Source organism: Chelatococcus sp. HY11, assembly GCF_018398335.1.
Classification (GTDB): domain Bacteria; phylum Pseudomonadota; class Alphaproteobacteria; order Rhizobiales; family Beijerinckiaceae; genus Chelatococcus.
In genome coordinates this window covers 1,182,572-1,199,832 of record NZ_JAHBRX010000001.1, presented here as the reverse complement: position 1 = coordinate 1,199,832, position 17,261 = coordinate 1,182,572, and the positions used below count along the sequence as shown (strand labels likewise).

General features: G+C 63.9%; 16 protein-coding genes. 12 read left to right on the top strand and 4 right to left on the bottom strand.

Features of this window, described 5'->3' with window-relative positions; translation table 11 throughout:
- Positions 1-91: 91 nt before the first annotated feature.
- Positions 92-1,759, top strand: coding sequence for a ribonuclease J (locus KIO74_RS05635; protein ID WP_213331089.1), 1,668 nt, complete (start codon positions 92-94; stop codon positions 1,757-1,759).
- Positions 1,760-1,843: 84 nt separating this feature from the next.
- The gene (locus KIO74_RS05630) at positions 1,844-2,131 is read left to right on the top strand and encodes a DUF1467 family protein (protein WP_291958981.1); all 288 of its coding nucleotides are present in this window, start codon (positions 1,844-1,846) and stop codon (positions 2,129-2,131) included.
- Positions 2,132-2,269: 138 nt separating this feature from the next.
- On the opposite strand, the gene KIO74_RS05625 is transcribed toward KIO74_RS05630, so the two are convergent.
- Together KIO74_RS05625 and KIO74_RS05620 are read right to left on the bottom strand one after the other, a co-directional pair.
- Complete coding sequence (locus KIO74_RS05625; RefSeq protein ID WP_213331088.1) at positions 2,270-2,485, bottom strand: hypothetical protein; 216 nt, start codon at positions 2,483-2,485, stop codon at positions 2,270-2,272.
- Between the two features lie 198 nt (positions 2,486-2,683).
- Positions 2,684-2,893, bottom strand: a complete 210-nt coding sequence (locus KIO74_RS05620) for a cold-shock protein (RefSeq protein WP_213331087.1) — start codon at positions 2,891-2,893, stop codon at positions 2,684-2,686.
- A gap of 474 nt (positions 2,894-3,367) precedes the next feature.
- Here KIO74_RS05620 and KIO74_RS05615 point away from each other — a divergent pair, with 474 nt between their 5' ends.
- The 10 genes from KIO74_RS05615 to KIO74_RS05570 all read left to right on the top strand — a co-directional run bounded on the left by KIO74_RS05615 (position 3,368) and on the right by KIO74_RS05570 (position 13,617).
- Positions 3,368-4,117, top strand: a complete 750-nt coding sequence (locus KIO74_RS05615; RefSeq protein ID WP_213331086.1) for an SOS response-associated peptidase — start codon at positions 3,368-3,370, stop codon at positions 4,115-4,117.
- Positions 4,118-4,209: 92 nt separating this feature from the next.
- Complete coding sequence (locus KIO74_RS05610) at positions 4,210-4,857, top strand: DedA family protein (RefSeq protein ID WP_213331085.1); 648 nt, start codon at positions 4,210-4,212, stop codon at positions 4,855-4,857.
- A gap of 282 nt (positions 4,858-5,139) precedes the next feature.
- Positions 5,140-6,264 carry a septal ring lytic transglycosylase RlpA family protein gene (locus KIO74_RS05605; protein ID WP_213331084.1) on the top strand — a complete coding sequence of 375 codons (1,125 nt, stop codon included), beginning with the start codon at positions 5,140-5,142 and terminating at the stop codon, positions 6,262-6,264.
- 255 nt (positions 6,265-6,519) lie between these two features.
- On the top strand, positions 6,520-7,644 hold the full coding sequence (locus KIO74_RS05600; RefSeq protein WP_213331083.1) for a D-alanyl-D-alanine carboxypeptidase family protein: 1,125 nt from the start codon (positions 6,520-6,522) through the stop codon (positions 7,642-7,644).
- Positions 7,645-8,385 carry a dTMP kinase gene (gene tmk, locus KIO74_RS05595; RefSeq protein WP_291978885.1) on the top strand — a complete coding sequence of 247 codons (741 nt, stop codon included), beginning with the start codon at positions 7,645-7,647 and terminating at the stop codon, positions 8,383-8,385. It abuts the gene before it with no gap.
- Positions 8,372-9,436, top strand: a complete 1,065-nt coding sequence (locus tag KIO74_RS05590; protein ID WP_291978883.1) for a DNA polymerase III subunit delta' — start codon at positions 8,372-8,374, stop codon at positions 9,434-9,436. The genes tmk and KIO74_RS05590 overlap by 14 nt, the downstream gene beginning before the upstream one ends.
- A 32-nt stretch (positions 9,437-9,468) precedes the next feature.
- Positions 9,469-11,031 carry a methionine--tRNA ligase gene (gene metG / locus KIO74_RS05585; protein ID WP_213331081.1) on the top strand — a complete coding sequence of 521 codons (1,563 nt, stop codon included), beginning with the start codon at positions 9,469-9,471 and terminating at the stop codon, positions 11,029-11,031.
- Between the two features lie 5 nt (positions 11,032-11,036).
- On the top strand, positions 11,037-11,843 hold the full coding sequence (locus KIO74_RS05580) for a TatD family hydrolase (protein ID WP_213331080.1): 807 nt from the start codon (positions 11,037-11,039) through the stop codon (positions 11,841-11,843).
- On the top strand, positions 11,840-12,640 hold the full coding sequence (locus KIO74_RS05575; protein WP_213331079.1) for an MBL fold metallo-hydrolase: 801 nt from the start codon (positions 11,840-11,842) through the stop codon (positions 12,638-12,640). The genes KIO74_RS05580 and KIO74_RS05575 overlap by 4 nt, the downstream gene beginning before the upstream one ends.
- Before the next feature lie 200 nt (positions 12,641-12,840).
- A complete protein-coding gene (locus tag KIO74_RS05570) occupies positions 12,841-13,617 on the top strand; it encodes a hypothetical protein (protein WP_213331078.1) in 777 nt (258 codons plus the stop codon).
- A gap of 205 nt (positions 13,618-13,822) precedes the next feature.
- Here the strand turns inward: KIO74_RS05570 and KIO74_RS05565 are convergent, their stop codons facing one another.
- Together KIO74_RS05565 and KIO74_RS05560 are read right to left on the bottom strand one after the other, a co-directional pair.
- Positions 13,823-14,716 (bottom strand): alpha/beta fold hydrolase, encoded by an 894-nt coding sequence (locus KIO74_RS05565; RefSeq protein WP_213331077.1) that lies wholly within the window; start codon positions 14,714-14,716, stop codon positions 13,823-13,825.
- A gap of 81 nt (positions 14,717-14,797) precedes the next feature.
- Positions 14,798-17,125, bottom strand: a complete 2,328-nt coding sequence (locus tag KIO74_RS05560; protein ID WP_213331076.1) for a lytic transglycosylase domain-containing protein — start codon at positions 17,123-17,125, stop codon at positions 14,798-14,800.
- Positions 17,126-17,261: the final 136 nt, after the last annotated feature.

The following is a 17,261-nucleotide window of genomic DNA, read 5'->3' as shown; positions in this document are numbered from 1 at the left end:
TATCAGGCTTCTGCCGCATACGGCGGGGCATCGGATCCTGCGCGCGCAGTTATGCGTGATACAGATGATTTCTAGGGAAGGATAGGAGGGTATGGCGCCCCGCAACGACAGCTTGGTCTTCGCAGCCCTTGGCGGGCTCGGTGAAATCGGTATGAACCTGAGCCTCTATGGCTTCGGTCCCGAGAATCGGCGCCAGTGGCTGATGGTCGATTGCGGAGTAAGCTTCGCGGGTGAGGATGTGCCCGGCGTCGATCTCGTGCTGCCTGATATCCGTTTCATCGAGGAAGAGCGCAAGAATCTCGTTGGTATCGTCATCACCCATGCCCACGAGGATCATATCGGCGCCATCGCCGATCTGTGGCCACGGCTCCGCGTCCCGGTCTACGCCACGCCGTTCGCGGCGGGCCTTCTGGAAGCGCGCCGCCTCTCCGAGCCTGGCGCGCCGAAGGTGGAGATCATTGTCGTGCCGCAGGGCGGGCGCGTATCGCTGCCGCCGTTTGATTGCGAGTTCATCCCCGTCGCCCATTCGATACCGGAGGCCTGCGCGCTCGCCATCCGCACGCCGCTCGGCCTCGTCGTCCATTCCGGTGACTGGAAGATCGATCCGACACCGCCACTCGGCCTGCCGACCGATGAGGCCCGCCTGCGGGAATTGGGAGAGGAAGGCGTTCTCGCACTCGTTTGCGATTCCACCAACGTGCTCCGCGAGGGCACCAGCCCGAGCGAGGCCGATGTCGCGTCGACGCTCGCCGAGATCATCAAGGCCTCGCCGGCGCGCGTCGCTGTTACCACCTTCGCCTCGAATGTCGCGCGCCTCCATGCCGTGGCGCGCGCGGCGGCGCTTGCCGAACGGGAGGTGGTGGTCTTCGGCCGAGCGATGGAACGCGCGCTCGATGTGGCGGGCGATTGCGGCTACCTCGAGGGCCTGCCTCCGTTCCGCTCACCGGATGTCTACGGCTATCTGCCACGGGACAAGGTCGTCGCTCTTCTCACGGGAAGCCAAGGCGAGCCCCGCGCCGCGCTTGCGCGGGTGGCGACCGACAGCCATCCCGACATGACGCTGGCACCAGGCGACCGGGTGATCTTTTCGTCGCGGACGATCCCGGGCAACGAGCGTTCGGTCAACCGGATCATCAACGGTCTCGCCCAGCGCGGCATCGAGATCATCACGGACCGGAATCATCTCGTCCATGTCTCCGGACATCCGCGGCGTGGGGAGCTTGAGGCTCTCTATAGCTGGCTGAAGCCGGGAATCGCCATTCCGGCCCATGGGGAGGCGCTGCATTTGACGGAGCACAGGGATTTCGCCCGCTCGATGGGCGTACCGGACGTGCTGCGGCCGATGAATGGCGACGTGGTACAGCTCGCGCCAGGCAAGCCCTCTATGGTCGATCAGCTGCCGGTGGGACGGGTGTATAAAGATGGAACGGTGCTCGTCGACAGCGGCGAGACCGTCGTGCCGGAGCGCCGCCGCCTGTCTTTCAGTGGCGTGGTCACCGTATCCCTGGCGCTGGATTCCAAGGGCGACATCGCTGCGGACCCGCAGGTCTCGTTCAGCGGATTGCCGGAAGCCTTTGGCGCCGACAGCACGATTGAGCTGATAGCCGACGCGATCAATGACGTGCTCGACGGTCTGCCGCGCGCCAAGCGCCGCGACCCGGACAGCGTCGGAAAAGCCATTGAACGTGCCGTCCGTTCGGAAATCCAGCATGCCTGGGGCAAGAAGCCCACCTGTCACGTGCATATTCTTGCCGTATAGGGGAGGAACGGGACCATGCGCCGCCCAATCTATGGCGGTTGCGGAGGAGGGCATGCTGCGCTGAGGCGCTAGCCGGCCAAACGGGTGATCAAGGAGATCCGCGCCAGAATGTTGGAAGACTATATGCCGATGTCGACGATCACCGGAACGCTGGCGCTGTTCTTCATCATCTGGTGGACCACGCTCTTCGCGATCCTGCCGTTCTGGGTCCGCAGTCAGGCTGAAGGTGAGGAGAAAGATGGGATACCGGCCGGGACCGAGCCTGGCGCGCCGCAACATCCCCTGCTCCTTCGCAAGATCCTGGTCAATACGGCGGTATCGATTGTGGTATTTATCGTCGTGACCATCGTCGTTAACAGCGTCGACCTGTAACGGCCGCACTCATGCAAATGGCCCCGTCGCTGACAGGGCCATCACGATGGAAGCGCGATGTGGCCGCGCTTGATATCTGATTGATCGCTTATCAATCAGGAGCTTGGGCTGATTTTTTAAATTTGGCTATGCACCGTCTCATGCCGGGCGGAGGGCGCATTGATCGGGCGCCAATCCGAAGCGATCAGCCAGATGCCAGCGCAGCTCGCGATGCGAGCAATAGCGGTAGCTGCGATCGATGAGATGGCTAAGGTCCTGCCGAAGTCCGGCCTTGTCGGCCCAGAGCTTCTCGACGGTAAAGCTGTCGCCGACGCGACGGCTCTTAACGCGCCGTGGCGCGAAGATGAAGTTCATGATTTTATCCTTTGTTATTGGGTCTTGCCGACCGGTCTTTGAAATGAGCAATCCGGCGCACCGGCCATGGCTGCGAACAGCCTTGCTCCACAATCAAAACCTGGGACGAATTCCCATATTCCGGTGTTGCCACCTGAATGGAAATATCTGTCAGGCTGGACGGCCCGGAACCGGGCCGTCCGAGATCCGTAAGTAGGCTCAGGAGGCCTGAAGGTTGACAGCAGCTTCCTTGCCGGTGCGCCGGTCAGCCTCGACGTCGTAGGAGACCTTCTGGCCTTCCACGAGTCCGACCAGTCCAGAACGCTGCACGGCGGAGATATGAACGAAAACGTCCTTGCCACCGTTGTCAGGCTGGATGAAGCCATAGCCCTTCTGATCGTTGAACCACTTTACAGTACCTGTCGCCATAGAAAGTCCTTTCGGCCATGGGTAAACGCCGGCAGCCACATCCGCTGACCGTCGAACTCTGTCGATTTGGAGAGGTAGTCTGAAGGAGCACGCCGCTCGGCGAAAGCGAATAAGTGCATCCGTCCGGCCCATCGTCCGGTCAACATCGTGCACCATATGTAAGCGGAAATGCGTCTTTTGGCAAGATGGCACGCGATGTGTGACCATCGCCGTTGGAAAATTATAGATAAATCATTCACTTGTGGCATATTGAGGGGATGCTGCGCGCGTTCACGCGCTGTGCGGCGCCGGTCCGCGGTCAGGCTTCTCTCGCCACATTGCTACGCCGCCAGACGGCCCCAGGGATTGCTGGATAGCGAATTCGCCCCGCGATCGTTGCGCCCTCCGCCCTATGTATTCCAGACCGTTAACGGGCGCTCGGTGACGCGTGTTGGTACTGGATTGCCGCTTCCGGACATGCTCTAGTTGCCGCCCATGTGCGGTCGCATCATCCAGGCCAGTGAGCCGGAACTTCTTGCCCTTGGCATTCTGAACGCGGTTGTCGACGGCATGTCGACGCGCGTGAAGCCGCGCTATAACGGGGCGCCGGGCCAGCCATTGTGGGTCATGCGCGAGCATCCGCAGACAGGCGCGCGCCAACTGGATCTGCTCCGTTGGGGGCTGATCCCCTCGTGGTTGCAGGATCCGGCGGGCGGCCGTCGTCCGATCAACGCCAAGGCCGAGACCGTTCATAGTCTGTCGAGCTTTCGGGCGGCTTTCGCCCGGAGACGTTGTCTCGTGCCGGTGGACGGCTTTTTCGAATGGCAGACTATCCCCGGAATGCGTACGAAGCAGCCTCATGCTATCACCATGCGCGATTCGAGGCCCTTTGCCCTTGCGGGAATCTGGGAGAACTGGCGGCATCCAGCGAACGGCTGGGTGCGGACCTTCTGCGTGCTGACGACGGAAGCCAATACCTGTGTGGATGGAATCCATCATCGTATGCCCGTGATCATCGGCCCCGAGGGCTACGATCGATGGCTGTCCGTCCAGGAAACTGATCCGCGCGACATGCTGCGGCCTTATCCGGCCGACGTGATGACGCACTGGCCTGTATCAAACCGTGTCAATACGCCCGCCAATGATGATGCCGCGCTGATGCAAGCCGTTGAAGCGCCGCTGGCGGCTGAGGTGCAGCCGGAGGAGACCGATCTGCTCTCGCCTCTCGCCACACGAGCCAGTTGACGTCAGGATAGCCTGTGGCATGTGGAGTCTGGACAATGCGGCCAAGCCCCATTGTGGCTGCCCCTTATCGATATTGCCGCGAGAGCTGACGCGTGGATCATTTTTTTGCCTCGTTTGAACCATTTTTACGCGCCCACGGCACGCCGGTCGTCGGTCTCGTCCTGTTTTTTGAATCCCTTGGGCTGCCCCTTCCGGGGGAATCCCTTCTGGTCGCCGCCGGGGTGCTGGCGGCGCGGGGAGATCTATCGCCGGTCGGGCTGTTCATCTACGCCTGGGGCGGTTCGGTCCTCGGCGACAATGTTGGGTATCTCATTGGCCGCTTGCTCGGCCGCCGGGTCCTCCTGCGTTATGGCGGGCGCGTTGGCCTTACTGAGGAGCGTTTCGCGCGCATCGAGAATGTATTCGCCCACTATGGCCCGGTCGCGGTCATGTTCGCGAGATTCTTCAATATTCTAAGGCAGTTGAACGGCGTTGTCGCAGGAGTTGCGGGAATGTCGTGGGGGCGCTTTCTCACGTTCAATGTCATCGGCGCGGGTTTGTGGGTGGTTGCATGGGGTGGTGGGGCTCTCCTGTTTGGCCGCCATCTCGCCCATGTCGGCGCGATCCTCCATAGTATCGGTCCCTGGGGCGCAAGCGCGCTCGCGCTCTTGGTCCTCGCGATCGCGGCAGGCATCCTCTGGGTGATGCGGCGGCGCGCGAAGGACGGGAAGCTCGCGTCAAAAAGATCGGTGCGACAGTAGAACTGATGCCGTCCAGCGCGAACGTCAGCCCAATTTGGCTAGCGGGCGAAGAGCGATCGTGTCATCCTTTTGCCGTATTTGGACGTGCTCCTGATAGGCGCGTCTTGCGTAGATGCATTCGATTCCTCATCGAATGCTGGGGGCGCCTCAAGGATTTGTTATCCGCCTGGCAAGGTAGGACTGTCGGATTGGCCGGTGTTTTGGGCTTTCCGGGGAAGATGGGTTGCGCCATCGCCCTGAGGCTTGTAAATCCGCCATACCGCAACGACACAGGATGGGCCAATGCCGGTCTTCGAGAAGACGCAGAGAACGAGCAGCAGTGACAATGTCGCCGATGCGTATTCCGATGTTCCCGAGCGTTTTCTCCGGTTAAAGGTCCTTTCACGGCCCTTGCTCAAGGGGGCGGCTGCCTCGGCGACGGCCCTCATTCTCGCCAACTGCAGCGCACCGCAGCAGCAGGGCTCCAAGATCGATCCCAAATATGGTGTGTCGCCGAGCCCGCGCGTCGTAGCGAGCGGCCCAATCCCCAAGGGCGGCGGTCGCGACCATGTCGGAAAACCCTACACCATCGCCGGCAAGGTCTATCACCCGCGCGAGGATGCAGGCTATTCCCGCGTCGGCCTTGCCTCGTGGTATGGCGATGCCTTCCATGGCCGCAAGACCGCCAACGGTGAGGTTTTCGACAAGCTGTCGATTGCCGCCGCGCATCCCACGCTGCCGCTGCCGAGCTACGTGCGGGTGACCAATCTGACCAACAGCAAGTCGATGGTCGTGCGCGTGAACGATCGTGGTCCGTTCCACGGCAACCGACTCATAGACGTCTCGTCGCGGACCGCTGAGGCGCTGGGCTTCAAGCGCGCCGGCACGGCGCGCGTGCAGGTCGATTATATCGGGCGCGCCGGTCTTGCCGGCAGCGACGATCGCAAATTGATCGCCACGCTGACCGACACCGGCCCCGCCCGCCTGCCGGGCGGCTCGACCGCGCCTGTCATGGTCGCCCGCGCTGAGCCGGCGAGACCTCAGGCGCTCGCCTTCAACCCGCGGCAGGAGCCGCCGCCGGCTGCGCCGCGCATCGAGCGGGTGGCTTATGCGGAGCCGGTGGCCGCGCCAGCCCCCGCCGCGACGGCTGTACAGTCTTTCGCCACAGCGCCGGTGCCGAGCCAGGGCCGTGTCGTGAGCAACATCCCGCTGCCGCCCGAACGTCCCTTTGATCTTGGCGGGACAACCCGCAGCACACCCGGAGCGCCTCAGCGTCAGGCTGTGAACCAGCCTGCCCGCCCGACAAAGGCCGCCGCGCTTTTCTATGCTGAAGCGCTGCCGGTGCCGAACGCCTTTCGCGCAACCAGCGGATTTGCTGAAACAACCTCGCAAAGGTTTGTTTCCTTCAAATCAAGTTCAGTCGACTAAGCATCGCTCCCACTGTTGATTTCAGGAAACGCCCGGAGCAAGATTCCGGGCGTTTCGTATTGATGGGGTGGGAGTGCGGCTATGTCTTGCGTATCGAACAGCTTGCGCTCGAAGCTGAGACGGCACGCGTTTCGGGGGATTGGCGCCGCTGTTTCATGTCCGTCATTCGGAGGGGCCAGCCATGGACGCCGAAAGACGCGGGCGGTCAGTTCCTCCGTCGGCCATGCGGCGCGCATCGCAAGCCTGTTCCTGGCCATGGCAGGCATCGCCGCGGCCCAGGATTTTCGATCGGCCGCTCCGCATGCGATCCTCATGGACTACGGGTCCGGAACCATCCTGTATGAGAAGGCGGCGGACACGCTCATGATTCCGGCCAGCATGGCCAAGGTCATGACGGCGGAACTCCTGTTCCGCGAGATCAAGGAAGGGCGCATCAACTTCGACACCGAGTTCGTGGTTTCGGAAAACGCGTGGCGGCGCGGTGGCGCGCCTTCAGGCGGTTCGGCGATGTATGCGGCGCTGGGTAGCTCGGTGAAGGTCGTCGACCTCCTGCAGGGCCTCGCCATCCAGTCCGGTAACGACGCGTCGATCGTCATCGCCGAGGGGATTGCCGGCAATGAGGCCAATTTCGCACGGATGATGACGGATCGCGCCCGCGAGCTCGGCCTTTCGCGCTCCACTTTCATGAATTCGACGGGCCTGGATGATCCGGACCAGCGTACGACCACCCGTGATCTCGCCATATTGACCGCCCACATCATTCGCACCTACCCGGATCTTTATGCCTATTTCGGCAAGCCTGAGTTCACCTGGAACAAGATCCGGCAGCTCAATCGTAATCCGCTCATCGCGATGAACATCGGCGCCGATGGCGTCAAGACCGGCTATCTCAAGGAGGCGGGTTACGGCGTTATCGGCTCGGCCGTTGGCGGTGGGCGCCGGCTCATCGTCGTCGTCAATGGTCTGAAGACGGCGAAGGATCGGGCGGACGACGCGCGCCGGCTCCTGGACTGGGGCTTCCGCTCCTTCGAGACGAGGCGCCTGTTCGGCGCCAATGTGGAGGTCGGCGAAGCAAGCGTCTATGGCGGGGTCGAGGGAAGCGTCGGTCTCGTGTCGCCCAATCCGATCGAGGTTCTCATCCCGCGCGGGTCGGCTGACAAGCTCGTGGCGAAGATCGTCTATACCGGGCCATTGATGCCGCCGGTCGCTGCGGGTAAGGAGGTCGCACGCTTCAAGGTAACGCGCGGCGATGTCGAGGTGCTCGACCTGCCACTCGTGACGGCGCGGGCGGTGGAGAGGGGAAGCATCTCCCAGCGTGCCTTCGGTGCGATGTTCGAGTTGTCGACCGGCTTTATCCGGGATGCGTTCAACAAGCTTTAGGTGCAAGCCGTTTTGGTGAAACAGGCAGCGGAGCGCGTGGAAAAGGCACCCTTCATCACCTTCGAGGGCGGGGAGGGCGCCGGAAAATCCACGCAGATCAAGCGGTTGGCAGCGCGCCTTCAAGGCGTGGGCATCGACGCGATCATGACACGCGAGCCAGGTGGATCGTCGAAGGCCGAGCGGATACGGGCTCTGCTTCTCGCCGGTGCCGCGAAGCGCTTCGGGACTCTGGCTGAGGCGGTCCTTTTTTCAGCCGCCCGTATCGACCATATCGACACCCTGATCGCGCCGGCGCTGACGCGCGGCACGTGGGTTCTGTGTGATCGCTTCGTCGATTCGACCCGCGTCTATCAAGGTACGTCGGGTGACATAGATCCCGGGCAGCTCGCGGTCCTGGAACGGGTCGTGGCGGGCGATGTGATGCCGGACGTGACTTTCATCCTCGATTTGCCGGCAGAGGCGGGTCTGGCGCGGGCGGCGGCACGCGCTGGCGCCGATGCGGCCAGTGATCGTTTTGAGGCCGAGGGCCTCGCGTTCCACGAGAAGCTGCGCGCCGCGTTTCTGTCCATCGCCGCTGCCGAGCCGGAACGTTGCGTCGTTATCGACGCGACGCAGGACAAGGATGCGGTGGAGGAGGCGATCTGGGCGGCAGTCCTCGAGCGGCTGCCGATCCCCGAAGCCGCGCGCGCAAAGATGGATCTGCCAAAACCGACGAAGCGGGGACCGTGTGTCGCTACCTGACGGCATCGAAGCTGATCGCTTCCTGGATTGCCCCCATCCGCGCGAGCAGGCGGATCTCTTTGGCCATGCCGCGGCGGAAACCGCTTTTCTGGACGCCTTCCGGAGCGGGCGCCTGCATCACGCGTGGCTGATCGGTGGACCGCAGGGCATCGGCAAGGCGACCTTCGCCTACCGCGCCGCGCGTTTTCTCCTGGCGAATCCCGATCCTTCAGCGCCCGCCGTCGTGCGTGCGGTGGATCTTCGCGTCGATCCCGATAACCCGGTGGCGCGCAAGGTGGCGGCCCTGTCCCATCCGGATCTGGTGGTCCTGCGACGGACGCCCGGAACGGACAAGAAGGGGCCGTCAGCGTCCATTCCGATCGATGCGGTCCGCCGCGCCCTCGCGGTCTTCGGCACCACCGCTGGCGCCGGCGGCTACCGTGTGGCGATCGTCGACAGTGTCGAGGATCTCAACGCAGCGAGCGCCAATGCCTTGCTCAAGGTGGTGGAGGAGCCGCCGCCGCGTTCGGTGTTTCTCATTGTCGCGCATGCACCCGGGCGCACGATGGCGACCTTGCGCTCGCGCTGCCGCAAGATGATCATGCGGCCGCTCGGCCCCGACGATGTCGCCGCCGTCCTCGCGAAGCTCGACGCGCATTCCGATTCCACGGCCGTGCGGCAGGCGGCCGCGATGGCCGACGGCTCCGTGCGCACGGCGCTCCGGCTGATCGACCCGGATGTCAGCGCGCTTGTCGAACGGGTCCGGCGGATGCTCGCGCGCTTGCCGGACGAGGACGTGAGCGACCTTTACGGCCTTGCGGACCAGTTGTCCGGGCGTGCGGATGATGAGCGTTTCGCGACTTTTCTGACGACGGTCGGAGACTGGATCGGCGAGCGCGTGCACACCGAGGCGGCGGCGGGCGCCTCACGCCTTGCGCCACTCGTGGAGGTATGGGACAAAGGCCTCCGCGCGGCGCGCGACGTCCAGGTTCTCAATCTCGATCGTCGCCCGTTCGTATTTTCCCTTATCGGCGACCTCGCGGAGGCCGTTCGGCGCTCCAGTGCCGCGTGAGCCATGATGTCGTCGCCTCTGATGGTTGGCGCATGGCCGAGACGTTCTATATCACGACCCCCATCTTCTATCCCAACGGTGCGCCGCACATCGGTCACGCCTATACGGTGATCGCGACCGACGCCTTGGCGCGTTTTCAGCGCCTCGACGGCAAGGACGTGCTGTTCCTGTCCGGGACGGACGAGCACGGGCTGAAGATGCAGCAGACCGCTGAGAAGGAAGGCGTGACGGCAAAGCAACTCGCCGACCGCAACTCCGCCGTGTTCCAGTCGCTGCTCAAGCACCTCGACTGCTCCAACGACGATTTCATTCGCACGACGGAGCCGCGCCACTATGAAGCCTGCCAGGCGATCTGGAAGGCGATGGCCGCCAATGGCGACATCTATCTCGATCGCTATGCCGGCTGGTATTCCGTGCGGCAGGAGGCCTATTTCGAGGAGAGCGAAACCACGCTCGGCGACGATGGCGTGCGCCGTGAGCCGCTCGGCTCGCCTGTGGAGTGGAACGAGGAGGAAAGCTATTTCTTCCGTCTCTCCGCCTATCAGGATCGCCTGCTCGCCTTTTACGAGGCCAATCCGGATTTCATCGGCCCCACGGAGCGCCGCAATGAGGTGATCAGCTTCGTGAAGTCGGGCCTGCGCGACCTTTCGGTGTCGCGCACCACCTTCGACTGGGGCGTCCCGGTGCCGGGGGACCCGAAGCACGTGATGTATGTGTGGGTGGATGCCCTCACCAACTACGTCACGGCGGCCGGCTATCCCGACGCCGATGCGCCGAAATGGCGCTACTGGCCCGCCAGCGCGCATATCATCGGCAAGGACATCGTGCGCTTTCACGCGGTGTATTGGCCGGCCTTCCTGATGGCGGCGGGACTGGAGCCGCCGAAGCGGGTCTTCGCGCACGGCTTCCTGTTCAACCGCGGCGAGAAAATGTCGAAGTCGGTCGGCAATGTGATCGATCCCTTCGAGCTCGTGGAGCGTTACGGCCTTGACCAGGTGCGCTACTTCTTCCTGCGGGAGGTGCCCTTCGGTCAGGACGGCAGCTACAGCCACGATGCCATCGTCAATCGCACCAATGCCGATCTTGCTAACGATCTCGGCAATCTGGCGCAGCGTTCGCTGTCGATGATCGCCAAGAACTGCGAGGGCAAGGTGCCCGCGCCGGCCGCCTTCACGCCGGCCGACGAGGCGCTTCTGGCAGCTCTGGACGCGCTGATGCCGAAGGCGCGGGCGGCGATCGCCGATTTCGCCCTGCATAGCCTGCTCGCCGAGACCTGGGCCGTTGTGGCGGACGCCAACCGCTATTTCGCGTCTCAGGAGCCGTGGACGCTGCGCAAGACGGATCCCGCCCGTATGGCGACGGTGCTCTATGTCACGGCCGAGGTGTTGCGGCAGGTGGCCATCCTCGTGCAGCCGGTGACGCCGAACGCCGCCGGAAAACTGCTCAACCTGCTTGCCGTGCCCCCGGAGGCGCGCGATTTCGCGGCGCTTGGCGCCACCGGCCGCCTGGCGCCAGGCGGCGCCTTGCCGGCTCCCGCGCCGATCTTCCCACGGTATGTCGAGCCGGAGGCCGCGAGCGAAGGGCAGGGCGCGTGACGAGCATGCTGGTCGATAGTCATTGCCACCTCGACTACTACCAGACTGACATCGATGAGATCCTTGCGCGGGCGCAAGCGGCGGGCGTCGGACGCCTTGTCACGATCTCGACCCTCGTCAGCCACTTCGATACCTATCGCGAGCTGGCGGAGCGCAATCCGGGCGTGTTCTTCTCGGTGGGAACGCACCCGCACCAGGTTGGCGAGGAGCCCGACGTGCCGGCCGCGCGGCTGGTCGCGCTCTCCGCTCATCCGCGCTGCATCGCGATTGGAGAAGCCGGCCTCGACTATTTCTACGATCGCAACCCGCGCGATCTGCAGCAGGCTGTGTTCCGCACCCATATCGCCGCGGCGCGGGACAGCGGGCTGCCGCTCGTCATTCACGCGCGCTCGGCCGACGAGGACATGATCACCATCCTGAAGGACGAGATGCGGGCAGGCGCCTTCACGGCGGTTCTGCATTGCTTCTCGTCAGGGCGGGAACTGGCTGAGGTGGGGCTCGAGCTTGGGCTCTATCTGTCGTTCTCCGGGATCCTGACCTTCCGCCGATCCGAGGAACTGCGGGAGATCGCCGCGATGGCCCCCATCGAGCGTCTCCTGGTGGAGACCGATGCGCCTTATCTCGCGCCAGAACCCTTCCGGGGCAAGCGCAACGAGCCGGCGCATGTCGGCTATACCGCACGGGTGCTTGCGGAGGTGAAGGGCATGGATGAAGCTGCCCTGATCGCCGCGACCACCGCTAATTTCGAACGACTCTTCTCGAAAGTCGGTCGGGACGAACTGGTCGCCAGTCCGGAAGGACATGCCTCGTGACGACGACTGTGACCGTGCTCGGCTGTGGGTCATCCGGCGGTGTACCGCGGGTCGGTGGAGGCTGGGGCGCTTGCGATCCTGGCGAGCCCCGTAACCGGCGCAGGCGCTGTTCCGTTCTCATCGAGCGACGCGGCAGCGCAGGGACGACCCGCGTGCTGATCGATACGTCACCGGATCTCAGGGAGCAGCTCCTGTCGGCGGATGTCGATCATCTCGATGGCGTGCTCTATACCCACCAGCATGCGGACCATACTCATGGCATCGACGATTTGCGGCCGCTGTCGCTGCGTATGCGCAAACCCATCAATGTCTACGCTAACCGGGCGACGGGCGAGTTCCTGAGGGAAACCTTCGGCTATTGCTTCGCCACGCCGCTCGACAGCGAATACCCGCCCTTTCTGATCGAGCACTCCCTTGAGGTCGGACGCGCGACTGTCATCGAGGGACCGGGCGGCGCCATCACAGCCATGCCGTTCTCCATGCAGCACGGCCGCCTCGAGGCCTACGGTTTCCGCATCGGCAATTTTGCCTATGCCACCGATATCAACCACATGCCCGAGGCGAGCGTCCCTTATGTCATGGGGCTCGATGTTCTGATCCTCGACGCCCTGCGCTACACGCCCCATGCCACGCATTTCAGCGTAGCCGAGGCGCTTGCGCTCATCGATCGCGTGACGCCGAGGCAGGCTTTCCTGACCAACCTCCACAACGATCTCGACTATGGAAAACTCTCCGGTGAGCTCCCGGCGGGCATAGAGCCCGCCTATGACGGACTGTCGATAGAGATCGCCCACTGACGCCAACCGGACCGGTTGAACGTCACCGTTTGCCGGGGGCGAAATCGCGGTAGGCAATTTGCTAAAAATCCTTGTGAGATGCCGTTCCCGCGAGGTCGTTGGCGCGAACTGCATTGCCAGTCCGACGCATTCACCCATCCTTGATTGCATCACGCGATAAATGCGTCTCTCGCGTGTGATGAGTCGAGGCATGGATGGACATGCGGCGCGACAGACCCTGCCGGACGTCGAGGCACGGTGAGAGCGAGGGCAACCCGTTCATCATCCGGCCCGCCGGTTTGATGCGTCTGCTGTTGCTGGCAATGCCGGCATTCACCCTCGTCGCTACCGCCTCCCCCGTTGAAGCGGCGGCCTGCGTTGGCCGCCTGAGCGATGTCGCTGAAGCCGGCGCGGCCTGCGGTCAGGAGGCCCGGCTGGCCGATGTCGCGCAATCTGATCCCGCAAGCAGGCTACGCGATCTGGCCCTTGCGGATGTCCGGGCAACCCCGACTGGTGAATCGCAGTTCGGGGTCGAAATCATCACGCGCTTGGGCGCGCAAACCGTTTCACCAGCGGATCTCTTGTGGTTCCAGGCCGCATTCGTTGAGGGAGACCGCAAGGCTGGCCCGATCACGGCCCCGGAGCAGGTGCGAGCCGCTCAGCCAGAGCTGCCGCAGGCCGGCCCGCAGGCAGAGAGCTGGAGCATATCCGGCGGTTTTATCCATCACTGGCTGCCCAATCTCAGGCATGCCATTTTCACGAGCCTCGTCTGGCAAGAGCCGCCAAGGATCGCTTTGCGCGCACAGGGTGATGATCAGGCAAGGCTAACCCTTGGCACAGGCACCCGGCTGACCTGGTCGCCCGTCGCGGACATGGATCTCGGTCTGGAGGTGCTCTACACGCGCTCCGGTGAACTTGTGAGCCGTCGCGTCGGCTTCAAGGATCTGGCCCTGGACGGCACGATCGACGCGCGCCTGCGCTTCAATAAGGGATTCTAGGACCCGATCTCGCGCATGATCGGTGAACGCGCAAACCGGAGAATTGACAGCCTTGACCGGGAGACAATGATAAAAAGAGGCGACGATCAGCGACTATCGAGCGACATCTGGTAAAATAAAATATCATCAGATAGTTACATAAAATCCTTGATTCAGGATCCGAGCCTCCCATCGGACGGGACGAGGCTCAGGACGGGCTGCCCCATCACGCCGCCTGTGAATCCACACCCTGAACGAACCGCAGGATTGCCTTCATCACCGCGGGCTCCCATGTCAGCGGCGTGTGGCCCTGGTCCGGTATGGTCAAGGCCTCCATCTTCGGGTAGCGCGCCTGCATGGCGGCCAATGTCGCCTCGGACAGGATGTCGGAATTGGCGCCACGAATGGTCAGCATCGGAACGTTGCGGAGAAGGTCGCAGTAGTTCCAAAGCTCCGGTAGCGGCTCCTCCAGGTCGACGCTCTCGAGCGTCTTCACCAGAGCCGGATCATAGGCTGGGACGAGCTTGCCCTTTTCCTCGACCCAGGTGCGGCGCGCGAGAAGGTCCCAGTCCGCATCGCCCAGCGCCGGGAACTGCGCGCTCGATAGCAGCTTGAGAATTCCGACAGCCTCGCGGAAGTCCGCCGGTGTCGGCAGCTTGCCGATATAGCCGCGGATACGGATCAACCCGCGCGGATCGAGCACGGGCCCGACGTCATTGAGGACTGCCCCTTGCACGATACCAGCGCGTGCCACCGCAAGCGCCATGATCAGGAGGCCGCCGCGCGAGGTTCCGACAAAAATGGCCTGGGGCACGCCGAGCGCCGTCAGGACCTGAATCAGATCATCGACTTCAACCTGCGGATCGTAGTGCGTCCAGTCCTTGTCCCATTCGGAGAGGCCGCGACCGCGATAGTCAACGGCCAGGACGCGGCGCGGCCGGCGCGTATCCGAGGCAAGGGCGATTGCGAGCTCATGGAAATCCGCAGCGGTGCGGGCGAGGCCGGGCAGGCATACCACGGGCAGGTTTTCGCTGGGGCGGCTACCGTAGACGCGGACATGGAGGCGAAGGCCGTCGCTGGCGCTCACAAATTCATCGCGGAAGCCGTCAGTCACAGTCATCGGTCACCGGCACAGCACAAGACAACATGAGCCCCGGCAAGACTGCCGGGGCGACGCATGACGAACCATGGCACGGATGGCCTACTGGAACGCCCCCCGCCGGAGATCGCGCTCGATGAACAAGGCGGTCCGGTCGCTCAGAATATGCCGGTAGACCTGAAGATTCTCCATAACGCGTTGCACATAATTGCGCGTTTCCGGAAAGGGTATGCGCTCCACCCAGTCCACGGTATCGACGTCGTTGTCGCGCGGGTCGCCATAGGCCGTGATCCATTTCCGCACGTTGCCGGGACCGGCGTTGTAGGCGGCGAAGGTCAGAATGTAGGACCCGCGCCAATAGCCGACGAGCTCGCCGAGATGGGCGGTGCCGAGCGTCGCGTTATAGGCCGGATCGCTGGTGAGGCGATCGACGTCGAACGGCAGTCCCGCCTTCTGGGCGGTCGCTTTCGCTGTGGCGGGCATGAGCTGCATAAGCCCGCGCGCGCCGGCCGAGGAAACGGCATCCGCGGCGAACGCGCTTTCCTGTCGTGCGATCGCATAGGTCATCGACCGCTCGACGCTATCGCCGGCCGTTTCGAACGTTGGGATGCCGCTTGTCGGAAAAGCTGTCCGGTCGAGGGGAAAGCCGCGGTATAGGGCGCGTTTGCCAACGACGAGCTCCGCCCGGGTATCCCCCAGCGAGGCCGCGATATGCGCGACAGCGGTCATGGTGTCGGCGCCTTGGACGTTGCGCGCCAGTTCATCGAGCAGAAGGGTGGCGATCCGCCGCTCGTCGAGGTGGTAGAGAAGCCGGATCGCCTGGACGATCTCGCCTTTTTCCAGTGACGCCCGCGCCAGTACGTCCCCTTTCGCGGGCGGATTGACCGGCAGATCGGTCTTGCCGAGTTTGGCGCGTGCAAGCTGTCCGTAATAGGTCGTGACGTGCTGTGCCGCGGCCTCATAAAACGCATCCGCGTCGGCGGCATTTTCGGCGGTTTTCTTGCCGGCGTTCTTGGCGGCCTCGGCCGCCCGTCCACGCCAGTAGGCCACGCGCGCGACCGAAGTCGGCAGGTCGGCATGCGGCTCCGCCGCCGTGAAATGCGCGGCGGCAAGATCCGGCTTGTCGAGGAACCGCAAGGCGATCCAGCCGGCGAGCATTTCCGTCTCGATCGTGTCCGTCTCGCTCACCGCGACATTCGGCTTGATGATGTCGTAGGCCAGCTGCGGCTTGCCGGCCTCGAGCAGGCCGCGCGCGAGGCGTTGGCGCTCCTTCGCCCATTGATCGCCCTCCACCACGGTGTCCCGCTTGGTCGGCGCTTTGAGCATGATCGCGGCGGCTTCCTCGCGCTTTCCCTGGCGGCGCAGGTCCTGCGCCTCGACGAACTGGATCAGCGGCTCCGCCCGCTCGGCGGCGCTGAGGCCATTGAGCGCTGCCTTCATGGTGCCGCCCCGGTCGATGGTCATCCGGGCTTTCAGGAGCTTGACCTCGGTGAGGCCGATATCGGCGGCCAGGCGCTGGGCCGATGTCCAATCCTTGCGAAACGCGAGGCGCTCCAGCCGCGCGCGATTGTTGTCGGCTGTGAAGATGGCGGGAAAGCTCTCGCGGAGGGCACGCTCGAGGTCGCGGTCGACCGGATCGTTACGCCAGGCATCCTGGACCAGAGCCAGGGCCTTGTCGTCCAGGGTCTTTCGATCCGCGACCTTGCCGTCCGCCTTCCCGTTCGGCTGAGACGTCTTGTCGTCGCCTGCCTGCTGGTAAGCGAGCGCCAGGGCGTACTTGCCATCGGCGCTTTCAGGCTCGCGTCCGGAGAAAAACGACAGCGTGGCGGCGGGCGAGAGCTTCTGCCGCCACATCGCGCGCTCCGCGTAGCGTTGTGTGATGTCCCTCTGGGGCCAGTCGGCACGGTCGGCGAGGAAGGCCGAAAGGCGGTTGAAGCCGAGATGCGAGCCGTTGTGGCGGATGGCGATCCATTCGACGAGCGTGCGCGCGGCGGCGCCCGACAGGCCTGCCGCAAGCCCATCACCCTCGCTGATATTTCCCTTGCGATAGTGGTCGATGATCTGGGTAACTGTGTCGGCTTCGACGGTGATGGCGTCCAGATCGGGGCGTGCCATCGAAAGCGCGTGGGGCGGCTTGGCGTCGCGGCTCTGCATCTGGTCGGGGCCGGCATAGGCGAGCGCCGCCGGATCCGTGTTCACCGGCGTCGGCGGCATCTCGGTCGGATCGGCTTCCGCGATGGCCTCAGCGGCGGATGGAGAACTCTCGGGGCTTGCGGTCCCAGTCGCCGCGGATGGCGCGGCCGCAGGCGCTTCGGCCTCCTTATCGCGTTGAGGAGCCGGCATTTGAACCGGAGCTCTCTCCGGCCACACAACAGCGATTGACAGAACGGCAACCGCGATTCCCGCCAGAAGGCGCGCTCTCGGCTTCATCCGGCCTCTCCCGAACTCGAGCACGGACACACTACACCTGCGTTAGGAAAGTTGTCGCTCTTGGATCTTAACGAATTCCAAATCACCCGCATCACACCTTTACTATGCTGGCCTTTTGCGCCATCACCTTGAGAAG